This window comes from Pseudomonas sp. NY8896, assembly GCF_039634505.1.
Map to the genome: position 1 here is coordinate 5,435,082 of NZ_CP132350.1, position 24,590 is coordinate 5,459,671.

The 24,590-nt window shown below is 62.3% G+C and carries 23 protein-coding genes; 1 reads left to right on the forward strand and 22 read right to left on the reverse strand.

Annotated features, from left to right (window positions below):
* Window positions 1–143: 143 nt before the first annotated feature.
* From rpoS to Q9451_RS24535, 8 genes are all read right to left on the reverse strand, one after another.
* Window positions 144–1,151, reverse strand: coding sequence for an RNA polymerase sigma factor RpoS (rpoS, locus tag Q9451_RS24500; protein WP_003252351.1), 1,008 nt, complete (start codon window positions 1,149–1,151; stop codon window positions 144–146).
* Window positions 1,152–1,259: 108 nt separating this feature from the next.
* The gene (locus Q9451_RS24505; protein ID WP_012270862.1) at window positions 1,260–2,117 is read right to left on the reverse strand and encodes a peptidoglycan DD-metalloendopeptidase family protein; all 858 of its coding nucleotides are present in this window, start codon (window positions 2,115–2,117) and stop codon (window positions 1,260–1,262) included.
* 229 nt (window positions 2,118–2,346) lie between these two features.
* Window positions 2,347–2,985 (reverse strand): protein-L-isoaspartate(D-aspartate) O-methyltransferase, encoded by a 639-nt coding sequence (locus Q9451_RS24510; protein ID WP_003252348.1) that lies wholly within the window; start codon window positions 2,983–2,985, stop codon window positions 2,347–2,349.
* A gap of 35 nt (window positions 2,986–3,020) precedes the next feature.
* On the reverse strand, window positions 3,021–3,770 hold the full coding sequence (gene surE, locus Q9451_RS24515; RefSeq protein ID WP_012270861.1) for a 5'/3'-nucleotidase SurE: 750 nt from the start codon (window positions 3,768–3,770) through the stop codon (window positions 3,021–3,023).
* On the reverse strand, window positions 3,758–4,816 hold the full coding sequence (gene truD / locus Q9451_RS24520; RefSeq protein ID WP_012270860.1) for a tRNA pseudouridine(13) synthase TruD: 1,059 nt from the start codon (window positions 4,814–4,816) through the stop codon (window positions 3,758–3,760). The genes surE and truD overlap by 13 nt, the downstream gene beginning before the upstream one ends.
* Complete coding sequence (gene ispF / locus Q9451_RS24525) at window positions 4,813–5,286, reverse strand: 2-C-methyl-D-erythritol 2,4-cyclodiphosphate synthase (protein WP_012270859.1); 474 nt, start codon at window positions 5,284–5,286, stop codon at window positions 4,813–4,815. The genes truD and ispF overlap by 4 nt, the downstream gene beginning before the upstream one ends.
* Window positions 5,287–5,362: 76 nt before the next feature.
* Window positions 5,363–6,217: an S-formylglutathione hydrolase gene (fghA, locus tag Q9451_RS24530; protein WP_012270858.1), complete on the reverse strand. Its 855-nt coding sequence runs from the start codon at window positions 6,215–6,217 to the stop codon at window positions 5,363–5,365.
* Window positions 6,218–6,225: 8 nt separating this feature from the next.
* Complete coding sequence (locus tag Q9451_RS24535; RefSeq protein ID WP_012270857.1) at window positions 6,226–7,338, reverse strand: S-(hydroxymethyl)glutathione dehydrogenase/class III alcohol dehydrogenase; 1,113 nt, start codon at window positions 7,336–7,338, stop codon at window positions 6,226–6,228.
* A gap of 107 nt (window positions 7,339–7,445) precedes the next feature.
* Between Q9451_RS24535 and Q9451_RS24540 the strand changes: the two genes are divergently transcribed.
* Window positions 7,446–8,342 carry a LysR substrate-binding domain-containing protein gene (locus Q9451_RS24540; protein ID WP_012270856.1) on the forward strand — a complete coding sequence of 299 codons (897 nt, stop codon included), beginning with the start codon at window positions 7,446–7,448 and terminating at the stop codon, window positions 8,340–8,342.
* Between the two features lie 69 nt (window positions 8,343–8,411).
* Here Q9451_RS24540 and ispD read toward each other — a convergent pair whose 3' ends face one another.
* The 14 genes from ispD to Q9451_RS24610 all read right to left on the reverse strand — a co-directional run bounded on the left by ispD (window position 8,412) and on the right by Q9451_RS24610 (window position 24,580).
* On the reverse strand, window positions 8,412–9,119 hold the full coding sequence (ispD, locus tag Q9451_RS24545; RefSeq protein ID WP_345960798.1) for a 2-C-methyl-D-erythritol 4-phosphate cytidylyltransferase: 708 nt from the start codon (window positions 9,117–9,119) through the stop codon (window positions 8,412–8,414).
* Window positions 9,116–9,397 carry a cell division protein FtsB gene (ftsB, locus tag Q9451_RS24550; RefSeq protein WP_012270854.1) on the reverse strand — a complete coding sequence of 94 codons (282 nt, stop codon included), beginning with the start codon at window positions 9,395–9,397 and terminating at the stop codon, window positions 9,116–9,118. Before ftsB ends, ispD begins: the two co-directional genes overlap by 4 nt.
* A gap of 166 nt (window positions 9,398–9,563) precedes the next feature.
* Window positions 9,564–10,853 (reverse strand): phosphopyruvate hydratase, encoded by a 1,290-nt coding sequence (gene eno / locus Q9451_RS24555; RefSeq protein ID WP_012270853.1) that lies wholly within the window; start codon window positions 10,851–10,853, stop codon window positions 9,564–9,566.
* Window positions 10,854–11,007: 154 nt separating this feature from the next.
* Complete coding sequence (kdsA, locus tag Q9451_RS24560; RefSeq protein ID WP_012270852.1) at window positions 11,008–11,853, reverse strand: 3-deoxy-8-phosphooctulonate synthase; 846 nt, start codon at window positions 11,851–11,853, stop codon at window positions 11,008–11,010.
* Between the two features lie 3 nt (window positions 11,854–11,856).
* Window positions 11,857–13,485 (reverse strand): CTP synthase, encoded by a 1,629-nt coding sequence (locus Q9451_RS24565; RefSeq protein WP_012270851.1) that lies wholly within the window; start codon window positions 13,483–13,485, stop codon window positions 11,857–11,859.
* Between the two features lie 269 nt (window positions 13,486–13,754).
* A complete protein-coding gene (gene tilS / locus Q9451_RS24570; RefSeq protein ID WP_012270850.1) occupies window positions 13,755–15,038 on the reverse strand; it encodes a tRNA lysidine(34) synthetase TilS in 1,284 nt (427 codons plus the stop codon).
* Window positions 15,039–15,179: 141 nt separating this feature from the next.
* Window positions 15,180–16,127 (reverse strand): acetyl-CoA carboxylase carboxyltransferase subunit alpha, encoded by a 948-nt coding sequence (locus Q9451_RS24575; protein ID WP_041166396.1) that lies wholly within the window; start codon window positions 16,125–16,127, stop codon window positions 15,180–15,182.
* Between the two features lie 107 nt (window positions 16,128–16,234).
* Complete coding sequence (gene dnaE, locus Q9451_RS24580; RefSeq protein WP_012270848.1) at window positions 16,235–19,759, reverse strand: DNA polymerase III subunit alpha; 3,525 nt, start codon at window positions 19,757–19,759, stop codon at window positions 16,235–16,237.
* Between the two features lie 178 nt (window positions 19,760–19,937).
* Window positions 19,938–20,561 (reverse strand): ribonuclease HII, encoded by a 624-nt coding sequence (gene rnhB, locus Q9451_RS24585; protein WP_012270847.1) that lies wholly within the window; start codon window positions 20,559–20,561, stop codon window positions 19,938–19,940.
* Window position 20,562: 1 nt separating this feature from the next.
* Window positions 20,563–21,690, reverse strand: a complete 1,128-nt coding sequence (lpxB, locus tag Q9451_RS24590; protein WP_012270846.1) for a lipid-A-disaccharide synthase — start codon at window positions 21,688–21,690, stop codon at window positions 20,563–20,565.
* A gap of 1 nt (window position 21,691) precedes the next feature.
* Window positions 21,692–22,468: an acyl-ACP--UDP-N-acetylglucosamine O-acyltransferase gene (gene lpxA, locus Q9451_RS24595; RefSeq protein WP_012270845.1), complete on the reverse strand. Its 777-nt coding sequence runs from the start codon at window positions 22,466–22,468 to the stop codon at window positions 21,692–21,694.
* Window positions 22,465–22,905, reverse strand: coding sequence for a 3-hydroxyacyl-ACP dehydratase FabZ (gene fabZ / locus Q9451_RS24600; protein ID WP_003252314.1), 441 nt, complete (start codon window positions 22,903–22,905; stop codon window positions 22,465–22,467). The genes lpxA and fabZ overlap by 4 nt, the downstream gene beginning before the upstream one ends.
* 114 nt (window positions 22,906–23,019) lie before the next feature.
* Window positions 23,020–24,075, reverse strand: coding sequence for a UDP-3-O-(3-hydroxymyristoyl)glucosamine N-acyltransferase (lpxD, locus tag Q9451_RS24605; RefSeq protein ID WP_012270844.1), 1,056 nt, complete (start codon window positions 24,073–24,075; stop codon window positions 23,020–23,022).
* A 1-nt stretch (window position 24,076) separates the two neighbouring features.
* Window positions 24,077–24,580 carry an OmpH family outer membrane protein gene (locus tag Q9451_RS24610; RefSeq protein ID WP_012270843.1) on the reverse strand — a complete coding sequence of 168 codons (504 nt, stop codon included), beginning with the start codon at window positions 24,578–24,580 and terminating at the stop codon, window positions 24,077–24,079.
* Between the last annotated feature and the right edge of the window lie 10 nt (window positions 24,581–24,590).

Here is a 24,590-nt window from a genome sequence, read left to right on the forward strand (position 1 = left end):
GTAGCGCAATACACATTGGATATCTGTTATGCCCAGGTTTTGAGGCAGCTTTGCAGCCCTGCAATCTCGGATGGGGATAACTCTTTTAGCCACACACAAAAACGCCCCGAGGTCATCGGGGCGCTTTGTGTTACGAGCCTTCGCTACTGGAACAACGACTCGCTGGACAAGCCGTTCTTCTCCAGGATCTCGCGCAAGCGCTTAAGCCCCTCTACCTGAATCTGCCGCACCCGCTCCCGGGTCAGGCCGATCTCCAGGCCAACATCTTCAAGGGTACTGCTCTCATGCCCGCGTAGGCCAAAGCGCCGCACCACCACTTCACGCTGCTTGTCGGTCAACTCACCCAGCCACTGATCGATGCTCTGCGACAGGTCATCATCCTGCAGCAGCTCGCACGGGTCGGTCGGGCGGTCGTCGGTCAAGGTGTCGAGCAGGGTCTTGTCCGAGTCCGGGCCAAGCGACACATCCACCGAAGACACCCGCTCGTTCAAGCCAAGCATGCGCTTGACCTCGGCGACCGGCTTCTCCAGCAACGTGGCGATTTCTTCTGGCGAGGGTTCGTGGTCGAGTTTCTGGGTCAGCTCGCGTGCAGCGCGCAGGTAGACGTTCAGTTCCTTGACCACATGGATCGGTAGGCGGATGGTGCGGGTCTGGTTCATGATCGCCCGTTCGATGGTCTGGCGAATCCACCAGGTCGCATAGGTCGAGAACCGGAAACCACGCTCTGGGTCGAACTTCTCGACCGCACGGATCAGCCCCAGGTTGCCCTCCTCGATCAGGTCGAGCAGCGACAGGCCACGGTTCACGTAACGACGGGCAATTTTTACAACCAGGCGCAGGTTGCTTTCGATCATGCGCTTGCGGCCGGCAGGATCGCCCTTTTGCGACAAGCGCGCAAAGTGCACTTCTTCTTCCGGCGACAGCAGCGGCGAGAAACCAATCTCGTTGAGATACAGCTGGGTGGCATCGAGCGCCCGGCTGTAATCGATGTACTTGTGTTGCTTGAGCGAAGAGCCCGACTTGGCCCTCGTCCGAACCGAAGATACAGCAGGTTCGTCTGACACCACATCCGTTTCCAAAACGATACCCGTCTCCATCAGGAGGACGTCATCGTCGATGTCAAACTCCGGCACTTCTTTACTGAGAGCCATTGTTATAGTCCTTTGCTGAGTTCGAACTCAGACTCGAGCGGCACCTTTATCCCTGGTAGCGCTTGAGCCTGTCCCCTCTACATCACAGGAACAGGCCGGGTACAACGATCAACGGCGTGGCAGGAACTGGAGCGGATCGACGGGTTTGCCCTGGCGGCGAATCTCAAAATGCAGCTTCACCCGATCTGTGCCCGTAGACCCCATTTCAGCAATCGACTGCCCTGCCTTGACCTGCTGCCCCTCCCGAACCAACAGCCTGCGGTTATGGCCGTAGGCACTGACGTAGGTATCGCTGTGTTTGATGATGATCAGCTCGCCGTAGCCCCTCAAACCACTCCCGGCGTAAACCACCGCACCATCAGACGCAGCAAAAACAGGCTGTCCCAAATCACCGGCGATATCAATGCCTTTATTCAAACTACCGTTTGAAGCAAATTTTCCAATCAACACGCCGTTGGCAGGCCAGGTCCAGCCGCCTACCGCGCGCTCCGCAGCCGGCACGGTGGCAACCACTGGCGCACTGGTGGAAGGGGCCGGAGTAGCTGGTTTGCTGGTGCTGGCCGGCGCCGTGGCGGGGCTGCCCACAGGCCGCCGCGTGACCGTGGTGCGGCTCGACGAGGAAGGGTTGGATACCACCGTGGTACTGCTGCTAGAACCGCTGCTGAAACGAATCGCTTGGCCCGGGCGGATGGTGTAAGGCGCCGGGATACCGTTGCGTGCGGCCAGCTCCTTGTAGTCCCAGCCATAACGGAAGGCGATGGAGAACAGGGTGTCGCCAGGCTTGACGATGTATTGCCCGGAAGTCACCGCCGGGCGCTTGGGCACGCTGTTGTTGCGGTCGACCACCCGCGCGCTGTTGCTGCTGGTGCTCGAGCAACCCACCAGTAGCGTGCCCATGGCCAATGCAATCACCAGAAGCTTGAAACCTGACCCGTCCTTGCGCTGCCGAATGACTGTGTGACCCACCCGCGCTCCCCTCATGGTGCCGAAAACGATATGAAGACAAGAAATGCAATATTGTTGCAATTATAACCAAGCCAGCCGGTATTGGCAGACTGGAGCAATAGGCTGTTGCAAAGCCCCGGTGTACGCTGGCGCTTCGCCCCGCCAGATAGACAGGGCGAAGCGGCAAGAATTCGCTGCAGGCCCAAAAATACCGCGTGGTGCCTACCCAAACAGCCAATGCAAGCTGGGCTCAGGCCAACGGACCATTGAGCAGCGGCACGAAACGCACAGCCCCCAGCACGCGACGGGAGAACCCATGCTCCTCGCGCACGATCAGCATCAGTTGCTGCGCTTCGCCGGCCGGCCCCACCGGGATGACCATGCGGCCTCCAGGTGCCAGCTGGTCGAGCAATGCCTGCGGCACTTCCGGCGCCACGGCAGTGACGATGATGCCGTTGTACGGCGCCAATGCCGGCCATCCCTCGCAACCATCGCCCCAGCGGAACACCACGTTGCGCAGGTTCAGCTCCACCAGGCGTTCTTTGGCCCGATCCTGCAATACCTTGATGCGCTCCACCGAGAATACCCGCTCGACCAGCTGGGCCAGGATCGCCGTCTGGTAACCCGAGCCGGTGCCGATTTCCAGCACCTTGTCCAGCGGCCCGGCTTCGAGCAGCAGCTCGCTCATGTGGGCAACCATGAACGGTTGCGAGATGGTCTGGTTGTGGCCGATCGGCAACGCGGTGTCTTCATAGGCGCGATGTGCCAGCGCCTCGTCGACGAACAGGTGGCGCGGGGTACGACGGATCACGTCGAGCACCTTGGTATTCGACACACCCTCTTCGCACAGGCGCTGGATCAGCCGCTCCCGGGTACGCTGGGAGGTCATGCCGATACCACGCCGCAGCATATCGTCCTCGCGCATCAGAGCAGGCCCTCCAGCCAACCGTCGAGCTGCTCGAAGGCATCATTGAAGGTGCGATCGAGTTGCAGCGGGGTGATCGATACGTAGCCCTGCATGACCGCGTGGAAGTCGGTGCCCGGCCCCCCATCCTCGGCATCACCGGCCACGGCAATCCAGTAGCCTTCCTTGCCGCGCGGGTTGACCACCTTGGTCGGCGCCGCCGCCCGCGCCCGATGACCGAGGCGGGTGAGCTGGATGCCACGGATGTGCTCCAGCGGCAAGTTGGGGATATTGACGTTGAGTACGGTGCGGGGCGGCAGCGCCAGGCGCGACTGTGCCTCGACCAATCGACGGGCGATATAGGCAGCGGTCGGCAGGTTGTCCGGCTGGCGCGACAACAGCGAGAACGCCAGCGAGGTACCGCCGAGGAAACGGCCTTCCAACGCCGCAGCGACCGTACCCGAATACAGCACGTCGTCGCCCAGGTTGGCACCGAGGTTGATCCCCGACACGACCATGTCTGGCGCCTGTGGCAACAACCCATTGAGGCCCAGGTGCACACAGTCGGTTGGCGTGCCGTTGAGGCTGATGAAGCCGTTGGCCAGGGTCTGCGGGTGCAGTGGCCGGTCCAGCGTCAGCGAACTGCTGGCGCCGCTCTTGTCTTGATCCGGGGCGATCACCGCGCACTCGGCGTAATCCGCCAGCGCAGCGTGCAACGCGGCGATGCCGGGTGCGGTAACACCGTCGTCGTTCGAAATCAGAATACGCATGGGCTGTCCGTCTGCCCTGCCGACACCAGATCCACGACTTCACGCACCACCACGGTGGCGAAGCATCCGGCCGGCAGGACGAATTCCAGTTGCAGGATATCAGGCTCGGGATAATGCCACGTCAGGCCGCCAATAGGGAGCCGCAGAATTCGCCGTTCGTGATCCATGCCCGCCTGGGCCAACCACTGGCAAAGTGCCGGCTGCCGTGCGCCAACGGCGTTTTCCAGCTGGGCAGTGGCTGCGCCAGCAGGCGAGGCGCCCTCGCCCCACATAGGGCCAGTCGGGTGCAGATCGAGAATCGCCAGGCGCGGGTCGGCACATTCCGCCTCACCGGCCGGGAAGAAACTACGGCTGTCAGTGAACGCCAGCAGGTCGCCGACCTGGGCGCGAGCCCAGCTGCCGTCAGCGACACGCGCAGCCAGCAGTTGATTGAACAGGAAGCTGCGCCCAGCCGAAAGCAGCCGCGAACGCACGTTGCGCTGCTCAGGCAAAGCCTTGCGGGCAGCCCACTCGAGGGCGTCATGCACGTTACCACCGCCGTGGCCGAAGCGCTGGGTGCCAAAATAGTTGGGCACACCGTTCTGCTTCAGCTGTTCCAGGCGCGTGTCCAGCGCCTGGTGATCGGCTGCCAGAGCCGTCAGGCGCAGGGTAAAACCGTTGGCCGAATGCGCGCCGCGCTGGAGCTTGCGCAGGTGGCGCACCTGCTTGAGCACACGCAGGCTGGCATCCTCGGCCCGCGACAGGTCCGGGTCGGCCTTGCCCGGCAGGTGCAGGCTGAACCACTGGCGGGTCAGCGCCTGGCGGTCCTTCAGGCCGGCATAGCTGATGCTGCGCACGGGCACGCCTGCGGCACGGGCCAGGCGGCGGGCGGCCTCTTCAGTGTTCAGGTCACGCTTCTCGACCCACAGCCACAGGTGCTCGCCCTGCCCCGACAGGGGGATATCCAGCACTTCGTCGACCTGGAAATCCTCGGCCACCGCCTTGAGTACGGCGGTGCCCAACGGTTCGCCCGATGCGCGCGGGCCCAGCAGTTCCAGTTCGGTCATGCTGGCAGCAGCAGGGCGACCGAATGCACGGCAATCCCCTCCTCGCGGCCGGTGAAGCCCAGCTTTTCAGTCGTGGTGGCCTTGACGTTGACCTGGTCGAGCTCGACCTGCAGGTCTTCGGCGATCAGCTGGCGCATGGTCTCGATGTGCGGGGCCATCTTCGGCGCCTGCGCGACGATGGTGGCGTCGACATTGCCGACCTTCCAGCCCTTGGCCCTGACGATGCCGACCACATGGCGCAGCAGCGCTCGGCTGTCGGCCCCCTTGAACTGCGGGTCTGTGTCGGGGAAGTGCTTGCCGATGTCGCCCAGCGCCGCGGCGCCCAGCAAGGCATCGCTCAGGGCGTGCAGCAGCACGTCGCCGTCGGAATGGGCCAGCAGGCCGTATTTGTGGGGGATACGCACCCCGCCCAAGGTAATGAAATCACCGTCGCAGAAACGGTGCACATCGTAGCCATGGCCAATACGCATAGAAAAACGCCCTGAATGAGTCAGGGCGTGATTCTACCTGCTTTGCAGCGGGTTTGGCGGCTTTTGGCCCAGGGTGCTACACCCGCCCCAGTGCCACCGCATGATGGCGCAGGTGCTCCTCGATGAAGCTGGCAATGAAGTAGTAGCTATGGTCATAGCCCGGCTGCAGGCGCAGGGTCAGTGCATGGCCCCCTTTGCGTGCGGCCTGCTCCAGCGCTTCGGGCTTGAGCTGTTTCTCGAGAAAGTCGTCACGGTCGCCCTGGTCAACCAGCAACGGCGGGCACTCGCCGGCAGGGGTTTCGGCCAGCAACACGCTGGCATCCCACTCGCGCCAGCGCGCCCGATCTTCACCCAGGTAGCGGCTGAAAGCTTTCTCGCCCCACGGGCAATCCATCGGGTTGCTGATGGGGGAAAACGCCGACACCGAACGGTAGCGCCCTGGGTTGCGCAAGGCGCACACCAGCGCGCCATGCCCGCCCATGGAGTGGCCGCTGATGCTGCGCTCGCCCGACGCCGGGAAGTGCGCTTCGATCAGGGCTGGCAACTCCTGTACCACATAGTCATGCATGCGGTAATGCTGGGCCCAGGGCTGCTGGGTGGCGTTGAGGTAGAAGCCGGCCCCAAGGCCGAAGTCCCACGCGCCATCCGGGTCGCCCGGCACCTGCTCGCCACGCGGGCTGGTGTCGGGGGCGACGATGATCAGCCCAAGCTCGGCGGCCAGGCGCTGAGCGCCGGCCTTCTGCATGAAGTTCTCGTCGGTACAGGTGAGGCCACTGAGCCAGTACAACACCGGCAGCTTCTCACCCTGTTCGGCCTGCGGCGGCAGGTACACGGCGAACACCATGTCGCAACCCAGCACCTTGGAGTGATGCCGGTAACGCTTGTGCCAGCCGCCGAAGCTCTTCTGGCAGGAGATGTTATCCAGGCTCATGGCGTACCTCAGAAGTGGATCACGCTACGGATGCTCTTACCTTCATGCATCAGGTCGAAGGCCTTGTTGATGTCTTCCAGGCCCATGGTGTGGGTGATGAAGGTGTCCAGCGGGATTTCGCCCTTCTCGGACATTTCCACGTAGCTTGGCAGCTCGCTGCGGCCTCGCACGCCGCCGAACGCCGAACCGCGCCATACCCGGCCGGTAACCAGCTGGAACGGACGGGTGGCGATTTCCTGGCCGGCACCCGCCACACCAATGATCACCGACTCGCCCCAGCCCTTGTGGCAGCATTCCAGGGCCGCGCGCATCAGTTGCACGTTGCCGATGCACTCGAAGGAGAAGTCCACGCCACCGTCGGTGAGGTCGACAATCACTTCCTGGATCGGGCGGTCGTAGTCTTTCGGGTTGACGCAGTCGGTGGCACCCAGTTGACGGGCGATTTCGAACTTGGCCGGGTTGATGTCGATGGCGATGATACGCGAGGCCTTGGCCTTGACCGCACCGATCACCGCCGACAGGCCGATACCGCCGAGGCCGAAGATGGCCACGGTGTCACCCGGCTTGACCTTGGCGGTGTTGAGCACCGCGCCGATACCGGTGGTGACGCCACAGCCCAGCAGGCAGACCTTTTCCAGGGGGGCTTCCTTCTGGATTTTGGCTACGGAGATTTCCGGCAGCACGGTGTACTCGGAGAAGGTCGACGTGCCCATGTAGTGGAACAGCTGCTGGCCCTTGTACGAGAAACGCGTGGTGCCGTCCGGCATCAGGCCTTTGCCCTGGGTGGCACGAATGGCCTGACACAGGTTGGTCTTGCCCGAGAGGCAGAACTTGCACTTGCCGCATTCCGGGGTATACAGCGGGATCACGTGATCACCGACAGCTACCGAGGTCACGCCCTCGCCTACCGCTTCGACGATCGCGCCGCCTTCGTGGCCGAGAATCGACGGGAAGATACCCTCCGGGTCCGCCCCGGACAGGGTGTAGGCGTCGGTATGGCAAACACCGCTGGCGACCACGCGCAGCAGCACTTCACCGGCCTTGGGCATGGCCACGTCGACTTCGACGATTTCCAGGGGTTTCTTGGCCTCGAAGGCTACGGCAGCACGGGACTTGATCATCAAAGGTCTCCAGACAGAGGGTCGATTCAGACTTGCAGTGTAATTCAGCCGCTTTTGATGAATAATCCGGGCAAAGACAAAACATTATTGCCATACAGGGATAATCAATGAGCAGCCGCTGGGAAGGCATCGACGAATTCGTCGCCGTAGCCGAATCAGGCCAGTTCACCGCGGCCGCTGAACGGCTGGGAGTATCTTCGTCACATATCAGCCGGCAGATCGCTCGCCTGGAGGAGCGCCTGCAGACGCGCCTGCTGTACCGCAGCACCCGCCGGGTAACCCTGAGCGAGGCCGGGCAGACCTTTCTGCAGCATTGCCAGCGCCTGCAGGATGGCCGCGAGGAAGCCCTGCGCGCCATGGGCGACCTGGCCAGCGAGCCCAAGGGTTTGCTGCGCATGACCTGCGCGGTAGCCTATGGCGAGCGCTTCATCGTGCCACTGGTAACGCGGTTCATGGCGCTGTATCCGCAACTGCGGGTGGATGTGGAACTAAGCAACCATACCCTCGACCTGCTGCATGAAGGCATGGACCTGGCCATCCGCCTGGGCAGGCTGGCCGACTCTCGGCTGGTGGCCACCCGCCTGGCACCCAGGCGCATGTACCTGTGCGCCTCGCCGGCCTATCTCGAGCGCTATGGCCGACCACACAGCCTTTCGGAGCTGGCGCGGCACAATTGCCTGGTGGGCAGTTCGGATTTGTGGGCGCTGCAGCAGGATGGCCGTGAAATCAGCCAGCGGGTGCAGGGCAATTGGCGCTGCAACAGTGGGCAGGCGGTGCTGGATGCGGCGTTGCAAGGGATAGGGTTGTGCCAACTGCCGGATTATTACGTGCTGGAACACCTGAACAACGGTGCGCTGGTGTCACTGCTAGAGGCGCACCAGCCACCAAATACAGCGGTATGGGCGCTATATCCGCAGCAGCGGCACCTTTCGCCGAAGGTACGGCGGTTGGTGGATTACCTGAAGGAAGGGTTGGCGGGGTTGCCGGAATATCGTCTCGGCTGAAGGAGTGCGCTGCTTGTACTGGCCCTTTCGCGGGCATGCCCGCGAAGAAGCCAGCACTGGTCCAAAGCCTTAGCGACGCCCTGCCCAACGCTGGCGCAACCACTCCAGGTCTTCCGGCCGGGTCACCTTGATGTTGTCACTTCGCCCTTCAACCAGCCGCGGCGCTTGACCGGACCACTCGATGGCCGAAGCCTCATCGGTCACCACGACATCCGACACCAGGCACTCGGCCAACGCACGGTGCAACGCACCCAGGCGGAACATCTGCGGCGTATACGCCTGCCAGATGGTGCTGCGGTCCACGGTAGCGCTCACCCGGCCATTGCCATCGGCACGCTTGAGGGTATCGCGCGCCGGCACCGCCAGCAGGCCACCCACCGGGTCGTCTGCCAATTCCGACAACAGCTTGTCCAGGTCGCTGCGCGCCAGGTTTGGCCGCGCGGCATCGTGCACCAGTACCCAATCGCTGTCCGAGGCCCCTTGGGCATGCAGCACCAGCAAGGCGTTGAGCACCGAGTCAGCGCGCTCACGCCCACCTGCCGCGCGCTGGATGCGCGGGTCGCTGGCGTAGCGCAGGCCAGGCCAATACGGGTCGTCATCGGCAATGCTGACTACCACCCCTGCAAGCGCCGGGTGGCCAAGAAAACAATCGAGGCTGTGCTCGAGAAGGGTCTGCCCAGCCAGCTCCAGGTATTGCTTGGGGCGGTCGGCAGCCATGCGGGCACCAACGCCCGTAGCAGGAATCACGGCCCAGAAGGCCGGCAAGGTATTGATCATTTCTGTGGCAACTGGAAGAGGGTTTCGCCCTCTTTGACCATCCCCAATTCATGGCGAGCCCGTTCTTCAACGGTCTCCATGCCTTTTTTCAGCTCCAGCACTTCGGCATCGAGCACGCGGTTACGCTCAAGCAAGCGCTCGTTTTCGGCATGCTGGTCGGCAATCTGCTGCTTCAGCTCGGTCACTTGCGCCAGGCTGCCGTTACCCACCCACAGGCGGTACTGCAGGCCACCCAGCAGCAGGAGCAGAACGAGGAACACCCAATAGGGACTGCGCATCACGTTATCCAGGTTAAAAAGGCTGCCGCATACTTTTTTACGGGGCCTCGAATAGCACGAAGCCTGGCCGAGGCCAGGCTTCGTTGACAGAAACCCGTTGGAACGTAGTTAAGTTCAGTACGAACGTTCCTACCGCTCCGGCTGCTGCCTTTTTACCATCTCTTGCTTAGCCGCGAAACTCGGCACGACCACGGTAAACCGCTTTGGCGCCCAGTTGCTCTTCGATGCGCAGCAGCTGGTTGTACTTGGAAACGCGGTCGGAACGGCACAGCGAACCGGTCTTGATCTGACCCGCGGCAGTACCCACGGCCAGGTCGGCAATGGTCGAGTCTTCGGTTTCACCGGAACGGTGCGAGATCACTGCAGTGTAGCCAGCAGCCTTGGCCATCTGGATCGCTTCCAGGGTTTCGGTCAGCGAGCCGATCTGGTTGAACTTGATCAGGATCGAGTTACCGATGCCCTTCTCGATGCCTTCCTTGAGGATCTTGGTGTTGGTCACGAACAGGTCGTCACCGACCAGCTGGACTTTTTCACCGATCTTGTCGGTGAGGATTTTCCAGCCAGCCCAGTCGGACTCGTCCAGGCCGTCTTCGATCGAGATGATCGGGAAGCGCTCGGTCAGGCCTTTCAGGTACTCGGCGAAGCCTTCGGCGTCGAACGACTTGCCTTCGCCGGACAGGTTGTACTTGCCGTCTTCGTAGAATTCGGAAGCCGCGCAGTCCAGGGCCAGGGTCACGTCGGTGCCCAGCTTGTAGCCGGCTTTTTCGACCGCTTCGGCGATGGCGCCCAGGGCGTCTTCGTTGGAAGCCAGGTTAGGCGCGAAACCACCTTCATCACCTACGGCGGTGTTCAGGCCACGGGCCTTGAGCACGGCTTTGAGGTGGTGGAAGATTTCGGTACCCATGCGCAGGCCGTCGGAGAAGGTCTTGGCGCCAACCGGCTGAACCATGAACTCCTGGATGTCGACGTTGTTGTCGGCGTGCTCGCCACCGTTGATGATGTTCATCATCGGCACCGGCATCGAGTACTGGCCAGGAGTGCCGTTCAGGTTGGCGATGTGCGCGTACAGCGGCAGGTCCTGGTCCTGGGCGGCAGCTTTGGCGGCAGCCAGGGAAACAGCCAGGATGGCGTTGGCGCCCAGCTTGGCCTTGTTCTCGGTACCGTCCAGTTCGATCATGGCGCGGTCCAGGGCCTTCTGGTCGGAAGGGTCCTTGCCCAGCAGCAGCTCACGGATCGGGCCGTTGATGTTGGCGACGGCCTTCAGCACGCCCTTGCCCAGGTAACGGCTCTTGTCGCCATCACGCAGCTCCAGCGCTTCGCGCGAGCCGGTGGAAGCACCGGACGGCGCGCAAGCGCTGCCGATGATGCCGTTGTCGAGCAGTACATCGGCTTCCACGGTGGGGTTGCCACGCGAATCGAGAACTTCACGACCTTTGATGTCGACGATTTTTGCCATTGTTGTAAGCACTCCAGAATTTGACGAAAACAACTTAGCTTAGGAAATTCTTGCCGTTCACCGGGCGGACTTGCTTTGGGCAGGCCAGGTGAAGGGAGCCCCTGACCGACTGGTCAGGGGTGGATCGGGCGGTACTTTACCCGAGAAATGAGCTTTACGCGGTTTCTACCGTCGGAAAACTTTTCACCAGGTCGTCCAATTGCTTGAGCTGGGCCAGGAACGGCTCCAGTTTGTCCAGGCGCAGGGCGCATGGGCCATCGCACTTGGCGTTGTCCGGGTCGGGGTGGGCCTCGAGGAACAGCCCGGCCAGGCCCTGACTCATGCCGGCCTTGGCCAGGTCGGTGACCTGGGCACGGCGGCCACCCGCCGAATCGCTGCGGCCACCCGGCATTTGCAGGGCGTGGGTCACGTCGAAGAACACCGGGTACTCGAACTGCTTCATGATGCCGAAGCCGAGCATGTCCACCACCAGGTTGTTGTAGCCGAAGCTCGAACCACGCTCGCAGAGGATCAACTGGTCATTACCGGCCTCTTCGCACTTGGCCAGGATGTGTTTCATTTCCTGGGGGGCGAGGAACTGGGCCTTCTTGATGTTGATCACCGCGCCGGTCTTGGCCATGGCCACCACCAGGTCAGTCTGCCGCGACAGGAAAGCCGGCAACTGGATGATGTCGCACACCTTGGCGACGGGCTCGGCCTGGTAAGGCTCGTGTACGTCGGTAATCACCGGCACGTTGAAGGTGCGCTTGATCTCTTCGAAGATCTTCAGCCCTTCTTCCATGCCTGGGCCACGGTAGGACGTCACCGACGAACGGTTGGCCTTGTCGAAGCTGGCCTTGAACACATACGGGATACCGAGCTTTTCGGTAACCCGCACATACTCTTCGCAGACCTTCATTGCCAGGTCACGGGATTCCAGGACGTTCATGCCGCCGAACAGGACGAACGGCTTGTCGTTGGCGATCTCGATGTTACCGACGCGAATGATCTTCTGGGTCATTGATCAGGCCTTGTTCTTCTGAGCCAGAGCTGCCTTGACGAAACCACTGAACAGCGGGTGGCCGTCACGTGGGGTCGAAGTGAATTCTGGGTGGAACTGGCAAGCGACGAACCATGGGTGGTCCTTGGACTCGACCACTTCCACCAGCGCGCCGTCTTCGGAACGACCGGAAACCACCAGGCCTGCGTCGACCAGCTGCGGCAGCAGGTTGTTGTTCACTTCGTAGCGGTGACGGTGACGCTCGGTGATCACGTCCTTGCCGTAGCAGTCGTGCACCTTGGAACCGGCAGCCAGCTGGCAGTCCTGAGCACCCAGGCGCATGGTACCGCCCAGGTCGGAAGCCTCGTCGCGGGTCTCGACGGCACCGGTGGCATCGGCCCACTCGGTGATCAGGCCGACCACAGGGTGGCCGCTGTTACGGTCGAATTCGGTGGAGTTGGCGTCTTTCCAACCCATCACGTTACGGGCGAATTCGATCACCGCCACTTGCATGCCCAGGCAGATACCCAGGTACGGCACCTTGTTCTCACGGGCGTATTGCACCGCGGTAATCTTGCCTTCCACGCCGCGCAGGCCGAAACCGCCAGGCACCAGGATGGCATCGGCGCCTTCGAGCAGGCTGGTGCCCTGGTTCTCGATGTCTTCCGAGTCGATGTAGCGCAGGTTGACCTTGGTGCGGTTGGTGATGCCGGCGTGGCTCATTGCCTCGATCAGCGACTTGTACGCATCCAGCAGTTCCATGTACTTGCCGACCATGGCAATGGTCACTTCGTGCTCTGGGTTGAGCTTGGCATCGACCACTTTGTCCCACTCGGACAGGTCGGCGCCATTGCACTGCAGGCCGAAGCGCTCGACGACGAAGTCGTCCAGGCCCTGTGCGTGCAGTACGCCCGGGATCTTGTAGATGGTGTCGACGTCTTCCAGCGAAATCACCGCACGCTCTTCAACGTTGGTGAACAGCGCGATCTTGCGACGCGACGAGGCATCGACCGGGTGGTCGGAGCGGCAGATCAGCACATCAGGCTGCAGGCCGATGGAGCGCAGCTCCTTGACCGAGTGCTGGGTCGGCTTGGTCTTGGTTTCGCCAGCGGTGGCGATGTACGGGACCAGGGTCAGGTGCATCAGCATGGCGCGCTTGGAACCCACTTCGACGCGCAGCTGGCGAATGGCCTCGAGGAACGGCTGCGACTCGATGTCACCCACGGTACCGCCGATTTCCACCAGGGCCACGTCGGCATCGCCGGCGCCCTTGATGATGCGACGCTTGATTTCGTCGGTGATGTGCGGGATGACCTGGATGGTCGCGCCCAGGTAATCACCACGGCGCTCCTTGCGCAGCACGTGCTCGTAGATACGGCCGGTGGTGAAGTTGTTGTTCTGGGTCATGGTGGTGCGGATGAACCGCTCGTAGTGGCCCAGGTCGAGGTCGGTCTCGGCGCCATCGTGGGTGACGAACACTTCACCATGCTGGAACGGGCTCATGGTGCCCGGATCGACGTTGATGTACGGATCCAGCTTGAGCATGGTGACCTTCAGGCCCCGCGCTTCCAGGATGGCCGCCAGGGAAGCCGAGGCAATGCCTTTCCCCAATGAAGAAACAACACCGCCCGTGACGAATATGTAGCGCGTCATGAAAAACCCTAGAAGTCTGCGTTAAGGCGGCCAGCGCCGCCGGAGAAAGCGAAGGAAGGCCGAAGCCCCCGATCACCTGCGTCAATCACAGTGCATCTCGAAAAACTGCCGCGTCTGTACAGACCAGGGGTATCCCCGGCATGGAGCTCGCTCGTCATTTCCAGAATCAGCCCAGCAAAAAACTGCTTGGTAATCGGCAACCCCTGTGTTTTCGCGGAACCCACAGAAGTTGTATCAAGAAGGGAGGGTAGTCTACCGGAATGTACCCTTCAGCTCAAACCTTGCGCGTTCGTCGGTAACTGCCAATGCAGCTGGCAATCCGCCTGCACCTGCCTGGGCAAGTTGGCCACTGCCAGCAGGCGTTCGCCCCGATACAGCAGCGGCAGGCGCGAACGCAGGAAATGCGGCACTTGCTGCTCGTTGAGCAGGCGCTTGAGGTCGCGCCGTCCACGGCCGGGGATCTCCAGCATTTCACCACCCAGGCGGTAGGCGATGCGCAACCCATCGAGCTGGCCTGCGCCAACAAGACGCACACTACCATTGCCCGGCAACAGCAACGGCTCGTCAGGATCAGCCCAGGCCAGCTGGCCGATGGGTGTCTTCAGCCAATCGCCACTCAACCACCAGACGCGCCCTTGGCTACGCAGCAACCGCCCATCGGCAAGCGACCAGACTGGCTGGGCATCGGCGCCGGCATCGCGCAGGTCTGCCCAGCCAGCCCAATGCCGCGTGTCGGGCAAACGGGTGCGCTGGCTCAGCCAATATTGCAAGGCATTGCGTTGACGGGACGGCGAAAGCGTCGCCAGGGCAGCCAGGCCGAGCGATGGTAGCGCCGACCACGCGGCGGGTGCCCCCTCCTGCGCGCGCGCCAGGTCGGCCTGGGCCAGCTCGTCCAGCAGGCCCAGGGCCTCACCCAAGTGCTCTGCAGCGCGGGCGAGGTTCTGACTGGCTTGTGGCCAACGTTGTTGCAAGCGCGGGAACACCTCGCCGCGCAGGTAGTTGCGGGCGAAATGTGTGTCAGTGTTCGACGGGTCTTCGATCCAGGCCAGCCGGTGGGCGCTGGCGTAGTCCTGCAACTGTTGCCGGGCACACCCCAGCAACGGCCTGGCCAGGCTGCCCTGCCCTAGCGCCCGCTGCCCCGGCATTGCCGCAAGGCCACGCAGACCGGCGCCGCGCAGCAGGCGGAACAGCAGGGTTTCAGCCTGGTCGTCGCGGTGCTGGCCGGTGAACAGGATGTCGCCAGGGCCGAGCGTTTGCTTGAAAGCGGCATAGCGGGCGTCGCGAGCGGCCTGTTCGACACTCGCGCCAGGGCTGACCTGGACGTGGATGACCTGGAGTTCGATGCCGAGATTGTCGCAGATGGCTTGGCAATGGGCAGGCCAGGCGTCAGCGGCGGTTTGCAGGCCGTGATGGACATGAATGGCGCGCAACGGGGGGGACGCGTGGTTGCGGGCGTAGTCAGCCAGCAGGTGCAGGAGGACGGTGGAGTCGAGGCCGCCGGAGTAGGCGATGTACCAGTTGGGGGCATTGAGCCAGGGGTTGAGGTTGATCATCTAGCCCTCGCTCGATTCAACAAAGCATTCGCGGGCACGCCCGCTCCCACAAGTATGCCGCTAGCCCCGAGGGTAGAGCATTACCTGTGCAAGCGGGCGTGCCCGCGAACACCGGCAAAGCCGGTGCCCGTCATCTCGCTATCAGAGGCCGTAGCTCATCAGGCGCTCGTAACGGCGTGCCAGCAGCGCGTCGTTGTCGAACTTGCCGAGCATGTCCAGTTGCTGCACCAGGTCGGCACGGATGGCTTCCGACATCTTGGCCGGGTCACGGTGGGCGCCGCCCAGCGGCTCCTGGATGACCTTGTCGACAATGTTCAAGCTCTTCAGGCGCTCGGCAGTGATGCCCATTGCCTCGGCGGCGTCAGCGGCTTTGTCGGCAGTCTTCCACAGGATCGAAGCGCAGCCTTCCGGCGAGATCACCGAGTAGGTGGAGTACTGCAGCATGTTCAGTTGGTCGCACACGCCGATGGCCAGTGCACCGCCAGAACCACCCTCACCGATCACGGTGGCGATGATCGGGGTTTTCAGGCGCGCCATCACGCGCAGGTTCCAGGCGATTGCCTCGCTCTGGTTGCGCTCCTCGGCGTCGATGCCTGGGTATGCACCTGGGGTGTCGATGAAGGTCAGGATCGGCATTTTGAAGCGCTCGGCCATCTCCATCAGGCGGCAAGCCTTGCGGTAGCCTTCCGGGCGCGGCATGCCGAAGTTGCGACGCACCTTCTCGCGTACTTCGCGGCCCTTCTGATGACCAATGACCATGACTGGCTTGCCGTCCAGGCGGGCGGTGCCGCCTACGATGGCAGCGTCATCGGAGAAGTGGCGGTCACCGTGCAGCTCTTCGAACTCGGTGAAGATGTGCTCCAGGTAGTCCAGGGTATAAGGACGACGTGGGTGACGGGCCAGGCGGGCGATCTGCCAGCTGGTCAGGTTGCCGAAGATGCTTTCGGTCAGGGTGTTGCTCTTGTCTTGCAGACGGGCAATTTCATCGCTGATGTTCAGCGAGTTGTCGTTACCTACCAGGCGCAGGCCTTCGATCTTGGCTTGCAGGTCGGCAATCGGCTGTTCGAAATCGAGAAAATTCGGGTTCATAGTCATCCGTCTTGGGTCTACGGCCAGGCGGCCGGCCGGTTGATCCGTTTGGCGCCATACCTTAAGGGATCAGGCGCATTCAGGTCGAGATTAAATGTTTTGTCGGTTCAACGATATTGCAGGAAGACGTTCTCACGCCCGAACTGGTCACGCAGCGCCTGAATCAGCCCGTCGGCCGGGTCGATCGCCCACTGCTCGCCGAACTGCAACATGGCCTTGGCGTCGCTGCCGGTGTACTCCAGGGTGATCGGGCAAGCACCGCGATGGCGGGTGATCAGCTCACCCAGCCACTTCAGCCGGTCGCCCTTCAGGGCATCGTGCGCCACTTTCAGGCGCAGGCTCTCGGCCAGCTTGGTGCGTGCGTCTTCCATGGTCATGACCTGCTTAACCCGCAGGCGCAGGCCGCCGGAGAAGTCGTCGTTGCTGACCTCGCCTTCGACCACCACCATGGCATCGGCCTGCAGCAAGGACTGTGCCGCGATGTAGGCATCTGCGAACAGGGAAGCCTCTATGCGCCCGGAGCGGTCATCCAGGGTAACGAAGCCCATCTTGTCGCCCTTTTTGTTCTTCATCACCCGCAAGGCGATGATCATGCCGGCGATGGTCTGGGTTTCGCGCGACGGCTTGAGGTCGATGATGCGCTGGCGGGCGAAGCGGCGGATCTCGGTCTCGTACTCGTCGATCGGGTGACCGGTCAGGTACAGGCCAAGGGTGTCTTTTTCGCCCTTCAAGCGCTCCTTGAGGGTCAGCTCGCGGACCTTGCGGTGGTTGGCATAGACGTCGACTTGCGCCTCGTCGAACATGCTGCCGAACAGATCGACGTGACCGCTGTCAGCGGTGTGGGCCGCTTGCTCGGCAGCCTTGATGGCCTCACCCAGCGCCGAGAGCAAGGTCGCACGGTTGATGTCGATGTTGGCCTGGTAGGCCTTTATCTCGTCATGGAAGTGCGGGCCCAGCCGGTCCAGCGCGCCGCTGCGCACCAGCGCATCGAGGGTACGCTTGTTCACCCGTTTGAGATCGATGCGGTCACAGAAGTCGAACAGGTCCTTGAACGGGCCGCCCTGGGCACGGGCCTCGACGATTGCTTCCACCGGCCCTTCGCCGACGCCCTTGATGGCACCCAGGCCGTAGACGATACGGCCGTCGTTGTTGACGGTGAACTTGAAGTCGGAGAAGTTCACATCTGGCGCGTCCAGACGCAACTTCATGCTGCGAACTTCTTCTACCAGCACCACCACCTTGTCGGTGTTGTGCATATCCGCCGACAGTACCGCAGCCATGAATGGCGCCGGGTAGTGGGTTTTCAGCCAGGCGGTCTGGTAAGACACCAGGCCATAGGCTGCGGAGTGAGATTTGTTGAAACCGTAACCGGCGAACTTTTCTACCAGGTCGAAGATGTTACCAGCCAGGTCCGCATCGATATTGTTGGCCACGCAACCTTCGATGAAACCACCGCGCTGCTTGGCCATTTCCTCGGGCTTTTTCTTACCCATCGCCCGGCGCAGCATGTCGGCGCCGCCCAGGGTATAGCCTGCCATCACCTGGGCGATCTGCATCACCTGTTCCTGGTACAGGATGATGCCGTAGGTGGGCGCCAGTACCGGCTTGAGGCCTTCGTACTGGTAGTCCGCATGTGGGTAGGCCAGCTCGGCGCGGCCGTGCTTGCGGTTGATGAAGTCGTCCACCATGCCCGATTGCAGCGGGCCGGGGCGGAACAGTGCCACCAGTGCGATGAGGTCTTCCAGGCAGTCGGGCTTGAGCTTCTTGATCAGCTCCTTCATGCCCCGCGATTCAAGCTGGAACACGGCCGTGGTTTCGGCCTTCTGCAACAGCTCGTAGGTCTTGCGGTCATCCAGCGGGATGAAGTCGATGTTCAAGTCGGGCAGGTTGTTCTTGGCCTGCTCGCGGTTGATGATCTCCATCGCCCACTTGATGATGGTCAGGGTACGCAGGCCGAGGAAGTCGAACTTCACCAGGCCGGCGGCCTCGACGTCATCCTTGTCGAACTGGGTGACCAGGCCACCGCCTTCTTCATCACAAGCGATCGGCGAAAAATCGGTAAGCTTGGTCGGCGCGATAACCACACCACCGGCGTGCTTGCCGGTACCCCGGGTCACACCTTCCAGCTTCAGGGCCATGTCCCAGATTTCGCGGCCGTCTTCGTCGCTTTTGAGGAAGTCGCGCAGGATTTCTTCCTGCTCGTAGGCCTTCTCCAGGGTCATGCCCACTTCGAACGGGATCATCTTCGACAGGCGATCGGCCAGGCCGTAGGACTTGCCCTGCACCCGCGCCACGTCACGCACCACCGCCTTGGCGGCCATGGTACCGAAGGTGATGATCTGGCTTACCGCGTTACGGCCGTAGGCCTCGGCCACGTAGTCGATGACCCGGTCGCGGCCGTCCATGCAGAAGTCGACGTCGAAGTCGGGCATGGAAACACGTTCAGGGTTCAGGAAGCGCTCGAACAGCAGGTCATAGGCCAGCGGGTCAAGGTCGGTGATCTTCAGTACGTAGGCCACCAGCGAGCCGGCACCCGACCCCCGCCCCGGGCCGACCGGCACATCGTTGTTCTTGGCCCACTTGATGAAGTCCATGACGATCAGGAAGTAACCGGGGAAGCCCATCTGGATGATGATATCCAGCTCGAACTTCAGGCGGTCGAGGTAAACCTGGCGCTTCTCTTCGTAATTGGGCGTGGTGTCTTTCGGCCACAGCACCGCCAGGCGCTCTTCAAGGCCCTCGTAGGACACATGCCGCAGGTAATCGTCGATGCCCATGCCGTTGGGCGTCGGGAAGTCAGGCAGGAAGTATTTGCCCAACTGCACCTGGATGTTGCAGCGCTTGGCGATTTCGACCGTGTTGGCGATGGCGTCGGGCAGGTCGCTGAACAACTCGGCCATTTCCTCGGCCGACTTCAGGTACTGCTGGTCGCTGTAGCCACGCGGGCGGCGTGGGTCGTCGAGGGTCCAGCCTTCGCCGATGCATACACGGGTTTCGTGGGCGTCGAAGTCCGACTGCTTGATGAAACGCACGTCGTTGGTGGCCACCAGCGGCGCGCCAAACTTGTCGGCCAGGGCTACCGCAGCGTGCACGTATTCTTCGTCGCGGGCGCGATTGGTGCGCTGTACTTCTACATAGAAGCGCTCGGGGAACATGCCCATCCAGTCTTGCAGCAGGGCTTGGGCTTCATCGTCTCGACCATTGAGCAAGGCCATGCCGATGTCGCCTTCCTTGCCCGCAGACAGGGCAATCAGGCCTTCGCTGGCGGGGGCGATCCATTCACGCTGGAGGATGACCAGGCCGTTTCGCTGGCCGTCGGTCCAGCCCCGCGAGATCAATTCGGTGAGGTTGCGATAGCCCTGGGGGTTCATGGCCAGGAAGCAAATGCGCGACAGCGGGGCTTCCGGGTCGGCACCGGCCAGCCACAGGTCGGCACCGCAGATCGGTTTGATGCCGGCGCCCATGGCCGTTTTGTAGAACTTCACCAGCGAGCACATGTTGCTCTGGTCGGTGATCGCCACCGCTGGCATGTTCATCCCGGCCAGCGCCTTGGCCAGCGGTTTGATCCGCACCAGACCGTCGACCAGCGAGAATTCGGAGTGGACGCGCAGGTGAACGAAGGGAACCGACATGGAAGATCCTGTAGCAGTGCTTAACGACAAGGGCGGGATTGTAGCTTAAATGGGGAGGGGATTTGGGGCTGCGTCGCAGCCCTCCGCGGGCACCCCCGCTCCCACCGAGAGTTTGCTGCCATCAGCAGCGACGCCGCACCTGCGGCAGCGGGCAAGCCCGCGAAGCGGCCCTGGCAGGTCAGATCAGGGAATCGGTGACGCCTTCACGCGCTTCCCACGCCGCCCGCACCGGGGCAAACGAACGCCGATGAATGGGCGTAGGCCCCAGGCGCGCGAGCGCCTCAAGGTGCACGGGAGTCGGGTAACCCTTGTGCCCGCCGATGCCATACCCTGGGTAGATCAGTTCGAATGCGCTCATTTCCCGATCACGGGTTACTTTGGCCAGGATCGATGCCGCCGCAATGGCCGGCACCTGGCTATCGCCCTTGACCACAGGCGACGCCGGCACGGCCAGCTTCGGGCAGCGGTTGCCATCGATCAAGGCCAGCTTGGGGGTAATGTGCAGGCCTTCCACCGCACGTTGCATGGCCAGCATGGTGGCTTGCAGGATATTCAGGCGGTCGATTTCCTCGACCTCGGCGCGGGCGATGCAGAAGCTCAGGGCCTTTTCGCAGATCTCGTCGAACAGCGCCTCGCGTTTGGCCTCAGTGAGTTTCTTCGAATCGTTCAGGCCAAGAATCGGTCGCGCAGGGTCGAGGATCACTGCCGCCGTAACCACTGCGCCGCACAGCGGGCCACGGCCCACTTCGTCAACGCCGGCAACCAGGTCTTCGACCAGGTTGAAGTCCAGTCCAATTTGCATGTCAGCGGTCCTTGAGCAGGGCCAGTACCGCCTCGGCCGCCTGGTTGGAGGCGTCACGGCGCAGGGTGCGGTGAATTTCGTCGAAACGTTCGGTCTGTTGGCTACCATCGCGCACCAGCGGCGCAAGGGTGTTGGCCAACGCTTGGCTGGTGGCTTGGTCCTGCAGCAGCTCGGGCACCAGCTCGCGCTGGGCCAGCAGGTTCGGCAACGACACGTAGGGGCTTTTCACCAGGCGCTTGAGAATCCAGTAGGTCAACGGTGCCAGGCGGTACGCCACCACCATCGGCCGCTTGTACAGCAGCGCTTCGAGGGTCGCGGTGCCCGAAGCGATCAACACCGCGTCACAGGCCGCCAGGGCTTGGTGCGACTGGCCATCGAGCAAGGTCAGCGGCAGCTGGCGCCCTTCAAGCATGTGCTCGACCTGGGCACGCCGCGCAGCGTTGGCACAGGGCAGCACAAAGCGCACACCCGGCACCTGCTGACACAGGTGCTCGGCTGCATCGAGGAATAACGCGCCCAAGCGCCCTACTTCACCACCCCGGCTACCGGGCATCAGCGCCACTATCGGCCCTTCGCCCAGGCCCAGTGCGGCACGCGCGACCGAGCGGTCAGCTTCAAGCGGGATGGTGTCGGCCAGCGGGTGGCCGACAAAGCGCACCGGTACACCTTGCTCTTCGTAGAAGCGCGCCTCAAACGGCAACAGCGTCAGCATCAGGTCGCAACCTTCGCGAATCTTCAGCACACGCTTCTGCCGCCAGGCCCACACTGATGGGCTGACGTAGTGCACGGTCTTGATGCCGGCCTGACGCAGTTTCAGTTCGATATTGAGGGTGAAGTCCGGGGCGTCGATACCGATGAAAACGTCGGGTTTTTCGTCGATCAACGTCTGGATCAATAGCTTGCGGCGCTTGAGCAGCTCGCGCAGGCGCCCCAGTACTTCGACCAGGCCCATGACGGCCAGGCGCTCCATGGGGAAATAGGATTGCAGGCCTTCGGCTTCCATCAAAGGGCCGCCGACGCCGATAAAACGTACATCAGGGTGACGTGCCTTGAGGGCACGCATCAAGCCTGAACCCAGAATATCGCCGCTGGCCTCACCGGCGACCAGCGCTACGCAAAGCTGGGCCATATCAGCGTGTAATACCGCGGGCGGAGCTCACGATCGACTGACGGAACAGCTCGACCTCAGGATGTTGCGCGGCCGGCTCGGCCAGTTCCTTGAGCGCGTCTTCGACGGTCAGGCCCTGACGGTAGACAATCTTGTAGCAACGACGCAGCACGTGGATCACCTCGTCGCTGAAACCACGGCGGCGCATGCCCTCGAAGTTCATGCTGCGGGCTTCGGCCGGGCTGCCGAACACGGTCACGAAAGCCGGAACATCCTTGCCAATCGCCGTACCCATGCCGGAAAACGCGTGGGCGCCAATGTGGCAGTACTGGTGAACCAGGGTGTAGCCGGACAGGATCGCCCAGTCACCCACATGCACATGACCGGCCAGCGCCGTGTTGTTGACCAGGATGCAGTGGTTGCCGATGACGCTGTCGTGGCCAATGTGGGCGTAGGCCATGATCAGGTTGTGGTCACCCACGGTGGTCTCCGCGCGGTCCTGAACAGTACCACGGTGGATGGTCACCCCTTCGCGGATCACATTGTGATCGCCAATCACCAGGCGCGTCGGCTCCCCCTTGTACTTGAGGTCCGGGGTGTCTTCACCGATCGAGGAAAACTGAAAGATACGGTTGTGCTTGCCAATACGGGTCGGCCCCTTGAGCACAACATGCGGGCCGATAACGGTGCCCTCCCCGATTTCTACATCAGGGCCAACGATCGACCAAGGGCCGACCTCGACCCCATCGGCCAGCTTGGCCGACGGATCGATAATGGCCCGAGGATCAATCGAATTCATAGGGAGCGTTCCGCGCAGGTGATTTCTGCCGAGCAAACCGGTTTGCCATCGACCAGGGCGCGGCATTCGAACTTCCAGATCATGCTTTTGCGGCTGAGGAACTTGGCTTCCAGCACCAGCTGGTCACCCGGCAGTACCGGCTGACGGAAACGCAGTTTGTCGGAACCGACGAAATAGTACAGGGTGCCATCGGCCGGCTTGGCATCGAGCATCTTGAAACCAAGGATGCCGGCCGCCTGGGCCATGGCTTCGATGATCAGGACGCCCGGCATGATCGGGTGCGCCGGGAAGTGGCCATTGAAAAACGGCTCGTTGATGCTGACATTCTTGTAGGCACGAATGCTCTGGGCCTCGAAGTCCAGATCCGTCACACGATCCACCAGCAGGAACGGGTAGCGGTGAGGCAGGTATTCGCGAATCTCGTTGATGTCCATCATTTCGGGGGGGAAGCCTGTAATAAGAATAGGGAGCGCAGGTGCTGACCACACGCTCCTTTTGCAATCCAAAGAGGAGCCAGCTAGCGACTGTTCACTCTTGCTCAGGGAATGGTATCAGCCTTCTGATGTCGGCAGGCCACCTGAGGTCACGGTATCGACGCGTTTTTCCAGCTGCTGAAGACGTTTGGCCATGTCATCCAGCTGGCGGATACGCGCAGCGCTCTTGCGCCAGTCAGCCAGAGGCTGCATGGCTGTGCCGGATGAATAGGAACCGGGTTCGGTGATCGAACGGGTTACCATTGTCATCCCGGAAACAAATACGTTATCGCAAATATCGATGTGCCCCACCAGGCCCACGCCGCCGGCCAGCATGCAATGCTTGCCGATGCGTGTACTGCCGGAGATGCCTACGCAAGCGGCCATAGCCGTGTGGTCACCGATCTGCACGTTGTGGGCGATCTGGATCTGGTTGTCGAGCTTGACCCCGTCCCCGATCCGCGTGTCGGACAGCGCACCACGGTCAACGGCAGTATTGACGCCGATTTCCACGTCATCACCAATGGTGACGCCACCAATCTGGGCAATCTTGCGCCAGATGCCCTTCTCATTGGCAAAACCGAAGCCTTCGCCGCCGATCACAGCACCCGACTGGATGACCACACGCTTGCCGATGGTGACGTCGTGATACAACGTAACCCGCGGCGCCAGCCAGCCGCCCTCACCTACAACGCAACGCGCACCGACGAAGCAATGTGCGCCGATGCTGACATCAGCCTCGATACGTGCACCACTTTCGATGACCGCGAACGGCCCGATGCTGGCGCTGGCGTCTACCTGCGCGTCCTCAGCCACCACGGCGCTGGGATGGATTCCCGCCACAGCCTTGGGTTTAGGGTCGAACAGGTGGGAAATACGCGCATACGCCTGGTAGGGGTCGGCCACGATCAGGGCATTGCCAGCGAAACTCTCGGCATCCGCGGCCTTGAGCAATACCGCACCCGCCTGGCAGTTATCCAGGTACTTGCGGTACTGCGGGTTGGCGAGGAAGCTCAACTGACCGGGGCCAGCCTCTTGCAAGGTGGCCAGCCCGGTAATCTGCAGCGCCTCGGGCCCCTTGAGGGTGGCACCGAGGGCCTCGGCCAGTTGGCCTAGCGTCATGGTCACACTCATATCAACGGGCTTGGTTCATGCGCTCGATGACCTGGCGGGTGATGTCGTACTGAGGTTTGACATCGATGACCGCACCACGCTCGAGAACGAGGTCGAAACCGCCTTTCTTGATCACTTCCTCGACGGCGCCATCCAGCTTCGGCTTCAGCTGCTTGAGCATATCGCGGTCAGCGACGGCCTTGGCTTCGTTCAGCTCCTTGGACTGGAACTGGAAGTCGCGGGCCTTTTGCTTGAACTCGAGCTCCAGGCGCTCACGCTCCTGCTGCTGCATCTTGTCACCGCCCTTGATCAGGCGGTCCTGGATGCCCTTGGCGCTGCTTTCCAGGCTTTTCAGCTTGGTCAGTTGCGGGCCGAACTTCTTCTCGGCATCGACCGCGTACTTCTTGGCGGCATCCGACTCGAGCAGGGCCATCTGATAGTTCAGCACGGCTACCTTCATTTCGGCGAAAGCCGGGGTGGCGACCAGCGCCGCGGCCACTACGGCCAGTTGAGCCAATTTACGCACGATGCACTCC